The sequence below is a fragment of the Micromonospora okii genome (assembly GCF_020884795.1).
Classification (GTDB): Bacteria; Actinomycetota; Actinomycetes; order Mycobacteriales; family Micromonosporaceae; genus Micromonospora; species Micromonospora okii.
In genome coordinates this window covers 146,819-157,185 of sequence record NZ_BBZF01000017.1, presented here as the reverse complement: position 1 = coordinate 157,185, position 10,367 = coordinate 146,819, and the positions used below count along the sequence as shown (strand labels likewise).

At 75.3% G+C, this 10,367-nt stretch carries 9 protein-coding genes; 2 read left to right on the top strand and 7 right to left on the bottom strand.

Annotated elements, in window-relative coordinates:
* From ftsH to LPU43_RS14360, 3 genes are all read right to left on the bottom strand, one after another.
* The coding region (gene ftsH / locus LPU43_RS14370) for an ATP-dependent zinc metalloprotease FtsH (protein ID WP_229400901.1) at window positions 1–1,506 on the bottom strand (1,506 nt) is incomplete at its 3' end.
* A gap of 362 nt (window positions 1,507–1,868) precedes the next feature.
* Window positions 1,869–2,444, bottom strand: coding sequence for a hypoxanthine phosphoribosyltransferase (gene hpt / locus LPU43_RS14365; protein WP_229400900.1), 576 nt, complete (start codon window positions 2,442–2,444; stop codon window positions 1,869–1,871).
* Between the two features lie 100 nt (window positions 2,445–2,544).
* Window positions 2,545–2,682 (bottom strand): hypothetical protein, encoded by a 138-nt coding sequence (locus LPU43_RS14360; RefSeq protein ID WP_229400899.1) that lies wholly within the window; start codon window positions 2,680–2,682, stop codon window positions 2,545–2,547.
* Window positions 2,683–2,831: 149 nt separating this feature from the next.
* On the opposite strand from LPU43_RS14360, the gene LPU43_RS14355 reads away from it, so the two are divergent.
* Window positions 2,832–3,794 carry a GlxA family transcriptional regulator gene (locus LPU43_RS14355; RefSeq protein ID WP_229400898.1) on the top strand — a complete coding sequence of 321 codons (963 nt, stop codon included), beginning with the start codon at window positions 2,832–2,834 and terminating at the stop codon, window positions 3,792–3,794.
* Between the two features lie 93 nt (window positions 3,795–3,887).
* Here LPU43_RS14355 and tilS read toward each other — a convergent pair whose 3' ends face one another.
* The 3 genes from tilS to dacB form a co-directional block, all read right to left on the bottom strand.
* Entirely contained in the window at window positions 3,888–5,072 is a 1,185-nt protein-coding gene (tilS, locus tag LPU43_RS14350) for a tRNA lysidine(34) synthetase TilS (RefSeq protein WP_229400897.1), read from the bottom strand.
* A gap of 10 nt (window positions 5,073–5,082) precedes the next feature.
* Window positions 5,083–6,147 carry an Rv3626c family coenzyme F420 biosynthesis-associated protein gene (locus LPU43_RS14345; protein WP_229400896.1) on the bottom strand — a complete coding sequence of 355 codons (1,065 nt, stop codon included), beginning with the start codon at window positions 6,145–6,147 and terminating at the stop codon, window positions 5,083–5,085.
* 78 nt (window positions 6,148–6,225) lie between these two features.
* A complete protein-coding gene (dacB, locus tag LPU43_RS14340; RefSeq protein ID WP_229401105.1) occupies window positions 6,226–7,656 on the bottom strand; it encodes a D-alanyl-D-alanine carboxypeptidase/D-alanyl-D-alanine endopeptidase in 1,431 nt (476 codons plus the stop codon).
* Between the two features lie 698 nt (window positions 7,657–8,354).
* Here dacB and LPU43_RS14335 point away from each other — a divergent pair.
* A complete protein-coding gene (locus LPU43_RS14335; protein ID WP_229400895.1) occupies window positions 8,355–8,846 on the top strand; it encodes an inorganic diphosphatase in 492 nt (163 codons plus the stop codon).
* A gap of 27 nt (window positions 8,847–8,873) precedes the next feature.
* Here LPU43_RS14335 and eccD read toward each other — a convergent pair whose 3' ends face one another.
* A complete protein-coding gene (gene eccD, locus LPU43_RS14330) occupies window positions 8,874–10,274 on the bottom strand; it encodes a type VII secretion integral membrane protein EccD (protein ID WP_229400894.1) in 1,401 nt (466 codons plus the stop codon).
* Window positions 10,275–10,367 lie beyond the last annotated feature (93 nt).

The following is a 10,367-nucleotide window of genomic DNA, read 5'->3' as shown; positions in this document are numbered from 1 at the left end:
CTCGTGGAAGACCAGCTCCTCGGCGGCCCGGCCGCCCAGCGCGTACGCCAGGGTGTCGACCATCTCGGCGCGCGTCTGGGTGTACTTGTCCTCCGTGGGCAGCACCAGGGTGTGGCCCAGCGAGCGGCCACGGGACAGGATCGTCACCTTGTGCACCGGGGCGGCGTGCGGCAGCGCCCAGGCGACCAGCGCGTGCCCGCCCTCGTGGTACGCGGTGATCTTCTTCTCCTGGTCGCTCATCACCCGGGTCCGACGCTGCGGGCCGGCGATCACCCGGTCGATCGACTCCTCCAGGGAGTCGTTGGTGATCGCCCGCTGGTCCTTGCGGGCGGTGAGCAGCGCGGACTCGTTGATCACGTTGGCCAGGTCGGCGCCGCTGAAGCCCGGGGTGCGCCGGGCCACCGCGTCGAGGTCGACGTCGGGGGTGAACGGCTTGCCCTTGGCGTGCACCCGCAGGATGGCCTTGCGGCCCTCCATGTCGGGGGCGTCCACCGGGATCTGCCGGTCGAACCGGCCCGGGCGCAGCAGCGCCGGGTCGAGGATGTCCGGCCGGTTGGTGGCGGCGATCAGGATGACCCCGCCCTTGGTGTCGAAGCCGTCCATCTCGACGAGGAGCTGGTTGAGGGTCTGCTCGCGCTCGTCGTGGCCGCCGCCCATGCCGGCGCCGCGGTGCCGGCCGACGGCGTCGATCTCGTCGACGAAGACGATGGCCGGGGCGTTCGACTTGGCCTGCTCGAACAGGTCGCGGACCCGGCTGGCGCCGACACCGACGAACATCTCGACGAAGTCGGAGCCGGAGATCGAGTAGAACGGCACCCCCGCCTCGCCGGCGACGGCGCGGGCGAGCAGCGTCTTACCGGTACCGGGCGGGCCGAAGAGCAGCACGCCCTTCGGGATCTTCGCGCCGAGGGCCTGGTACTTCGCCGGGTTCTGCAGGAAGTCCTTGATTTCGTGCAGCTCCTCAACGGCCTCCTCGGCGCCCGCGACGTCCGCGAAGGTCGTCTTCGGGGTGTCCTTGGTGATCATCTTCGCCTTGGACTTGCCGAAGTTGAGCACGCGGGAGCCGCCGCCCTGCATCTGCGACATGAAGAACAGCAGCAGGAGCACGAGCAGCGCGATGGGGAGCAGGTTGACCAGCAGGCTCACCCAGATGCTGTCCGACGACACCTTGGTGTCGGCCGGGCCGGTGACCCGGTTCGCCGCCTTGGCGTCGAGGACCTCGTTCCAGACCTGGCCGCCGACCTCGTACGGGAACTGCGCCTCGATCCGGTCGGTGGTGGTGTCGCCGAACTTGGTCTTGCTCTCCAGGTCGAGCTGGAGCGTCTGCTCCTTGTCCTGGAAGACCGCTTTCTTGATCTTGGCGGTGTGCAGTTGGTCGAGCGCAACGGAAGTGTCCACGCGGTGGTAGCTGGGACCAGCGGTGAACAGCTGACTGAGCACAACGGCGCCGAGGATGACCAGGATGATCCAGACCACCGGTCGGCGGAAGAAACGCGTACGTTCCATGCTGTTGTCGAGCGCCGAGGCGCCCGCATCCTCCTGATCGACGTCCTGACCGTCTGATTTGGCTGTCGCCGCCGCGGCGGCTGCCGGAGCCGCCGTGCGGGCCGGCCTCGACCCCGGGGCGCGTCCCTGCCGCGCCACGGTCACTCGACGGTACACCGTGCAGGCGACATGTGGCCTTGCGAGGCCAGCAGTTACGCGTAACGCGAACCGGGTTTCAGCCGGCATGACGCAAGCTCCGCACCCGGCCACCCGACCGCCCGGTCACGCGGGTCGAGGGGTCGGGCGGGGAGGGTTCCTCCACGCCACCGGCCTCTACCGTAGTCCGATGAGCTGAGAATGCGCTGAACGTCCGCTTGGCGGGCTCAGCTCCGGGCGTACACCTCGGGCTTGAGCACGCCGACGTAGGGCAGCTCGCGGTAGCGCTCACCGAAGTCGAGGCCGTAGCCGACGACGAACTCGGTGGGGATGTCGAACCCGACGTACTTCACCGGCACCGGCACCTTCACGGCGTCCGGCTTGCGGAACAGGGCGACGACCTCGACGCTGGCCGCCGACCGCGACTCCAGGTAGCGCAGCAGCCAGGACAGGGTCAGCCCGGAGTCGACGATGTCCTCGACGACGACCACGTGCCGGTTGGCGATGTCCCGGTCCAGGTCCTTGAGGATCCGCACCACGCCGGAGGAGGTGGTGCCCTGGCCGTACGAGGAGATGGCCATGAAGTCCAGCTCGGCGGGAGGGCCCTGCCGGCCGAGCGCCCGGGAGAAGTCGGCCATGAACATGACCGCGCCCTTGAGCACGCAGACCAGCAGGAGTCCGTCATCGACGTGGGCGTAGTCCGCCGAGACCTGCTTGGCCAGTTCGGCGATCTTCTCGCGGATCTGCGCCTCGGAAATGATCACGTGGTCGATGTCGGCGTCGTACCAGGAGCCGTCAGCCATGACTCCTAGCCTGCCGTACGCCGGATGCCCCCCGTCGGCGGGGCCGCCCCTTTCGGCGCGACCCGCCGGGGATTTTTCCGCACATCCCGCACCAACCGGGTCAGGAGGGGCGGGACCGCCACCGGCGACCCTCGTCGGTGGGCTTCCAGTCCGCCGAGTCGCGGGTGTCGGCGGTGAGTCCGCCGGCCGAGGCGGCGGCCAGGAGGAGCAGGAAGACAAGGAGCAGCAGGGATTCCATGGCGGCGCTCACTTTCGAGGGTTCTGAGATGGTTTCGCCGCCGGTGCGCACCGGACCTGCTCAGTCTGCGCTCCCCGTCGGGCCCCGGACAGTGGCAGCGATGCCACTGGGCATCGATTTCCTGCCACGTTTCGGGTTACCCTCGTCACATGCTCCGCTCCGTCGCCGTCCTCGCCCTGGACGGGGTCGCGCCGTTCGAGCTGGGCGTGCTCGCCGAGGTCTTCGGCACCGACCGCACCGCCGACGGCTTCCCCGGCTACCGGTTCACCGTCTGCGCGGTCGACGGCGCCCCGGTGCGCACCTCCTCGGGGTTCCACCTCGTCCCGCACGCCGGCCTCGGGCCGGTCGAGGACGCCGACCTGGTCGCGGTGCCGGCGCACGCCGACGGGGCGGCCGTGCCGCCGGAGATGCTGGACGCGCTGCGCCGGGCGGACGCGCGCGGCGCGTACGTGCTGAGCGTCTGCTCCGGAGCCTTCGTCCTCGGCGCGGCCGGGCTGCTCGACGGCCGGGAGTGCACGACCCACTGGCGGTACGTGGACGAGCTGCAACGCCGCCACCCCCGGGCCCGGGTCCGCTGCAACTCGCTCTACGTGACCGACGGCAACCTGCTCACCAGCGCCGGCACGGCCGCCGGCATCGACGCCTGCCTTCATCTGGTACGCGCGGAGCACGGTTCGGCCACCGCCACCCGGCTCGCCCGCCGGATGGTCGTCCCGCCGCACCGCGACGGCGGCCAGTCCCAGTACGTCGAGGCCCCCATCGCGAGGGCCCCCGAGGCGCCCACCCTGGGGCCGGTCCTCGACTGGTTGACCCGGCACCTGGACCGCACCGTCACCGTCGACGAGCTGGCCGCCCGCGCCGGGATGACCCCGCGCACCTTCGCCCGGCGGTTCCGCGCCGAGACCGGCACCACGCCCCACGACTGGCTGACGGGCCAGCGGGTGCTGCTCGCCCGGCGGCTGCTGGAGGAGACCGGGCTGAGCGTGGAGACCATCGCCGGTCAGGCCGGCTTCGGCGACGGGGCGGCGCTGCGCCACCACTTCGCCCGCCGGATCGGCACCACCCCGCTCGCCTACCGGACCACCTTCCGCGACCGCGTGGCGGCGAACTGACCGCCACCGGGCCGATCCGCACGGCCCACGGCCCCGGCCCCGTTCGCGCGGCGATCAGCCCACCGGTGCCGTGCGGTCAGCCGGCCCGCGTGGTCAGCCAGCCCGCGCGGCGACGGTCAGCCGGCCCACGCGGCGGGCCACCCGGAGGCCACCGGGCAGGTGGACCTCGCCCTGGCCGTGCCAGTCGGTGACCATGGCGTCGAGTGCCTCGACGTGGCGGTGCGACAGCGCGGCCGGCGGCGCGCCCAGCTCCCGGGCCCAGGCGTGCAGCACCCGGGTCCGCACGGCCGGGGCGAGCCCGGCCAGCGCCGCCACCGCCAGCCCGCCGCCCGGAGCGCGGACGCCGGCCGGCACCGACCCGCCGACGGCGGCCGGAACCGGACCGGCCGCGCCCGACGCGGCTCCGGGCTCCGCCACCGAGGCGAACCCGGCATCCGGTGCCGAGGCGGACCTGGCATCCGGTGCCGCCGGAGCCGACAGTGCGGCGGGCTCCGCCACCGAGGCGGACGCGGCAGCGGGCTCCCCCGCCGGAGCGGACAGGGCGGCGGCGGCCAGGGCGTCGAGGGCTGCCGTGTCGGCGGCCACCAGCCGGGCGGTGCGGGCCAGGTTGTCCAGCACCCCGGGGCCGAGCGCCCGGACCAGCGCGGGCAGCACGTCGGCCCGCACCCGCGCCCGCGCGTACGACGGGTCGGTGTTGTGCGGGTCGTCCCACGGGGTCAGCCCGAGCGCCGCGCACGCCTTGCGCGTCTCCTCCCGGCTGACGTCGAGCAGCGGGCGCAGCAGCGGCACCCCGGCCAGGTCCCGGCGGGGCGGCATCCCGGCCAGCCCGCGCGGGCCCGCGCCCCGCGCCAGCGCGAGCAGCACGGTCTCCGCCTGGTCGTCGCGGGTGTGCCCGGTGAGCAGGGCCGCCGCCCCGTGCCGTCGGGCCGCGTCGGCCAGCGCCTCGTAGCGGGCGACGCGGGCGGCGGCCTCGGGGCCGCCGGGGCGGCCGGCGACGTCGACGCGTACCGCCTCGGCCGGGGCGAACCCGGCCCCGACGGCCCAGGCCGCGACGTCGGCGGCCCGCCGGTCGGAGCCGTCCTGGAGGGCGTGGTCGACGGTCACCAGACCGACGCCGCGGCCGAGCCGGGGCGCGACGAACGCGGTGGCGGCGGCCAGGGCGAGCGAGTCGGCCCCGCCCGAGCAGGCGACCAGCACGGGCCCCCGGCCCGCCAGCCCGGTCAGCGCGCGGCGGACCGCGAGCCGGAGCGCGGCGACCGGCGGGGCGAGCGCGGCCATCGGCGTACGGTCAGCCGGCGGTCGGGGTGGCGGCCGGCCCGTGCACGCGGGCGACCCAGGCGTCCGGGTCGCCCAGCTCGTCCAGCCGGGGCAGGGTCAGCGGGGAACCGAAGATCTTGTTGAAGCCGTCCATGCCGACCCGCTCGACGACACCGTGGACGAACTTGCGGCCCTCGGCGTACTGGCGCATCTTGGCGTCGACGCCGAGCAGCCGGCGGATCGCCTTCTCCAGCGGGTTGCCCGTCTCCCGACGCCGGTTGAACGCGGCCCGGATCGACGCGACGCTGGGGATGACCTGCGGGCCGACGCCGTCCATCACGAACTCGGCGTGCCCTTCGAGCAGGGTCATCAGGGCGGTGAGCCGGTCCAGCACGGCCCGCTGGGCGGGGGTCTGCACGATGTCCAGCACGCTGGCCCGGCTCTCCGGGTCGCGCACCGCGTCGGCGAGGGTGGCCACGCCGCGCCGCAGCCGCTCCAGCAGGTGCTCGCCGCCCTGCGAGGCGTCCACGAACGCCTGCACCTCGCCGAGGAAGTACGCCCGCATCCACGGCACCGCCGTGAACTGGGTGCGGTGGGTCACCTCGTGCAGGCAGACCCAGAGCCGGAAGTCGCGCGGGTCGGCCCCGAGCTTCCGCTCCACCTCGACGATGTTCGGCGCGACCAGCACGAGCTGGCCGGGGTCGCCGGAGAAGACCTCGTACTGGCCGAGGACCCGGCCGGAGAGGTACGCCAGCACGGTGCCGGCCTGGACCCCGGTGACCCGGGAGCCGATCGCCTCGGTGAGCGGGCCCGGCCGCTTGTCGCCGGAGAGCCGGTCGACCAGCGGGGTGATCACCTCCCGCAGGCCGGCGATGTTGGTCGCCGCCCAGTCCCGCCGGTCCACCACCCGCACGGGCGGTTGCGCCACCTGGGACCGCAGCCCGGTGTAGTCGGCCACGTGCCCGGCCGCCTCGTCGGTCAGCCGCCGCAGCTCGGAGACCACCTCGGTGGCCTCGGCGTACGACACGCGGGGGCCCGACTTGCCCAACGCCCCCGCGGTCGCGGCGGCCAGATCCCAGTCCACGAACTGCGCCATGCACCCACCGTACCCGCGCCCGGACACCCCCACCTTTCGCCCGAGACGGGACGAGACCGGACGAAAAACCCGCCGGGGTCAGCGGCAGCCGCAGCGGGCCAGCGCGGAGGTGACCCGGTCGAGGGCGCGGCGGGTGTCGTCGAGGCTGCCCGCCGGGGCGCGGTCCGTGAGCACGGCAAAGGTGAGCAGCCGCCCCTCGGCGGTGGTGACCAGCCCGGCGATGGCGTGCACCCCCGTCAGCGTCCCGGTCTTGGCCCGGACCGCGCCGGCGCCACCCGCGGTCGCGTCCGTCCGGTACCGGCCGCCGAGGGTGCCCGACCACCCGGCCACCGGCAGGCCGCCGAAGATCGTGCCCAACTCCGGGTGGGTGCCGTCGCCGGCGAGGGCGACGAGGTCGGTCAGCAGGGACGGGCTGATCCGGTTGCTCCGGGACAGCCCGCTGCCGTCGGCGAGGGTGACCTCGTCGGCCGCCAGGTTCAGCTCGCCGACGACGATGTCCATCGCCGAGGCCGCCCCGACGAAGGACGCCGGCCGCTCGCGGGCCAGCGCGACCTGCCGGGCCAGCGCCTCGGCGATCACGTTGTCGCTGTCGGTGATCATCATGCTGACCAGCCGGGTGATCGGCAGCGACTCGACCTTGCCCAGCTCGGTGCCGGGCGCCGGGGTCACGCCCGCCGCGGCGCCGACGGGGACCGGGGCGCCGCCCCGCTTCACGTCGGCGGCGGCACCGGAGAGCCCGAGCAGCCGGGCGAAGGCGCGGCCGGCAGCGAGATCCGGCTGCGGGCTGCGCTCCGCCCACCCGTGGCTGGCCTCGAAGTTCTTCCGCGCCGCACGCGGGTCCACCCGCGCCCCATCGACCATCAGGGCGGTGATCGCCGCGCCGAACCCCCCGGTCGGGATGTCCGAGTCCCAGCCGGGCTCGTACACGGGGCCGGAGAAGAGCGAGGAGTCGACCGTGACCCGGGTCGGCGCGACGCCGGCGAGCGCCTGCTTCACCTGCTCGGCCAGCTCGTCGAGGCGGGCCGCCCCTGGGTAGAAGCCGTCGCCGTCGATCGCGAGGGTCGGGTCGCCGCCGCCGACGAGGACCACCTCGCCCGGCTTCGCACCGGCCACCACCCGGGTCGGGATGCGGTGGTCGGGGCCGCGGGCCTCCAGCACGGTGACGGCGGTCGCCAGCTTGGTCACCGAGGCGGGGACGGTGGCGTCGTCGCCGCCGCGCTCGTAGAGCGACCGGCCGGTGGTCACGTCGGCCACCGAGACGTTGACCCGGCTGCCCAGCTCGGGAGCCCGCAGTAGCCCCTCGATCGCGGCCCGCACCCCCTCGGGGGTGGGCTCGGGCGCGTTGGCGTCCGGGCCGGCGAGCACCGGCGCGGGGGCCGGTTCGGCGGCCTCGGCAGTCGGCTGCCCGGCCTGCTCCTCGCCGAGCCAACCGGCGACCGGACCGGGCCGGACCACGGCCAGCCCTGCCCCGACCAGGGCGAGCAGCACCACCACGGCCAGCACGGCCAGCGGGAGGCGCCGGCGACGGGCGGGCGGCGGAGCTTCCCCGGGGGGCGGGGGGACCGCCCCGGCGGCGGCCGGGCCGGGCGCCGCCCCGGCGGCGGCCGGGCCGGGCGCCGGCCCGGCGGCGGCCGGAACGGCCGAGGGCGGCCCGGCGTAGGGCGGAACGACAGCGGGCGGGACGGCGGCGGGGGCAGAGGCCGGAGCGGCGGGGCCCACCGGGGAGGGGGCCGCGCCGGCGGGGGCCGGAGGCCGCCACACCGGCGGCGGGGGGCGGTCCCCGGGCACGGCGAGCCGGGCCGTGGCGTCCGGGTCGAAGCCGCCCTCACGGGGCGGTTCGGGAGCGCGGGCCGATTCAGGAGCGCGGGGCGGCTCAGGAGCGCGGGGCGGCTCAGGAGCGCGGGGCGGCTCGGGGGCGCGAGCTGGCTCGGGGGCGCGCGGCACGTGCGCCTCGGGCACCGGAAACCGGCCGCTCACGCTCCCGGAGTCGGGCTGCGGATTCTTCCGCCCGTCGACGCCGTCCGGGCGGTAGTGTGAATCTTCCCTCCCCACGACCCCCCTCCTCCCCGTGTCGAAAACAGCTTGGGTGACACTACTTCGGTCCGAACACTATGCGGCGGCCGGAGCGGCCGGGTGGCATTCACCCGTCCCGAAGCGGCGTCGTTGGTTCCGGTTAGCCAACGTGGGCAAACGAGGGAGCGTGGGAGATGGATTTCGACGTCACGGTTGAGATCCCCAAGGGTCACCGCAACAAGTACGAGGTGGACCACGCGACCGGCCGGATCCGGCTGGACCGCACCCTCTTCACGTCCACGCAGTACCCGGCGGACTACGGGTTCATCGAGGGCACCCTGGGCGAGGACGGCGACCCGCTGGACGCGCTCGTGCTGGTCCCCGAGCCCACGTTCCCGGGCTGCCTGATCCGCTGCCGCACCATCGGCATGTTCCGGATGACGGACGAGAAGGGCGGGGACGACAAGGTCCTCTGCGTGCCCTACGAGGACCCGCGCCAGGAGCACCTGCGCGACATCCACCACCTGGGTGAGTTCGACCGGCTCGAGATCCAGCACTTCTTCGAGGTGTACAAGGACCTGGAGCCCGGCAAGTCGGTCGAGGGCGCGACGTGGGTCGGCCGGGTCGAGGCCGAGGCCGAGATCGTTGCCTCGTACAAGCGGGCCAAGGAGCAGGGCGAGCACTGACGCGTCGTCGACGGGCCCGGGGGCCGCTCAACCGAGCAGCCCCCGGGCCCGTTCGTACAGGTCGAGCACCGCGCAGGCCACCGGCACCACGGAGACCACCAGCGCGGTGTCGGTCAGGTCGGCCAGCCGGCCGACGTACGGTGAGACGGGCCGCTGCGCGTACGTGGTGCCGGCGGCCACCGCGACCAGGGCGACGGCGAGCCCTCCGGCGGCCAGCAGCAGCCGACCCGGCGCGCCCTGGCCCGCCGCGAGCACCCCGCCGAGCAGGGTGAACCCGGCCAGCCCGGCGACCACCGGGGGCACCCGGTGGCGGACCGCCACGAACAGCCGGGAGCGCAGCAGGAGCACGCCGGCCACGACCGCGACCAGCAGCCGCCCGGCCGTGCCGCCCGTCGCCGCGAGCACCACCGCGGCCCCGGCGACCAGCACGCCGTGCCCGAGCAGCATCCCGGTCAGCATCTCCTCGGTGCGCGCCACCGCGGCGTGCACCCGGCCCCGGTCCGGCAGGTCCCGGGCGGCCCGCCCGCCGGGGCCCCCGTCGCCGGGCAGGGTGATCGGCGGCAGCGGCATCCGGCCCAGCCGGATGGCCAGCAGCGGCAGCGCGCCCAGCGCGAAGACCAGGGCGCACAGCAGCACCGCCGCCGCGTCGTCGGCCGGCAGCGCCAGCCCGCCGAGGGCGGCGAGCGCCCCGGCCACCCCGACGGTCGCGCCGGCCACGAAGACCCGCACCCGGCTGGCCACGCCGAGCAGGCCGAGGACCGCCACCAGCAGCAGCGCCACCGCGCCGGCCAACAGCTCCGGGGCACCCAGCCACCGCAGGGCGGCGACCGGGCCGACCGGGTCGCCGGAGCTGACCGCGAGGGCACCGGCCACGGCGGCGTATGGCAACGCGTAGCCACCGAGGGTGGCGCCGCTCGCCCCGTCGCCGTACGCCCGGGAGGCGACGGTGCCGGCGAGGGCGAGCAGCAGCGCCACCGCGACCGCGACGGGCCAGGCGGCCCTCGCCCCGGGGCCGGCGGCGAGCACGGCGAGCAGCCCGACGGCGAGCGGCACGCCGGCCCCGGCCAGGGCGGCGGCCCGGGTGGCGGCCGGGGACCAGGCGGCGCCCCGGCGGCGGGCCCCGTCGACGATCGCCTCGACCACGTCGTCGTACTCCAGCTCCGGCCACTCGGCACGCGCCGGCACCAGGTGCAGCACCTCGCCGTCGCGGACCCCCTGCGGCAGCAGCGCCTGGGCGGCGAGCAGCACCGCGCCGTCGGTGCGGCGCAGCACCCAGCCGCCGTGCCGCTCCCCGTCGTCGGCCAGCCCCTCCCCGGCGTGCCGCAGCACCTCGGGCAGCAGCTCGGCCAGGGGAACCTGCTCGGGAAGGGCGACGTCGACCCGGCGGCGGGGCGCGCTGATCGTGACACGGGCCAGCCCGATCGACATCGACACTTCTCCCTATCGAAGGGGAACGGTGGCTGCGGGAACGACAGGACTTTACCTACGATGAGCCAGGCTCGGGTTACCGAGCGCTCTGGG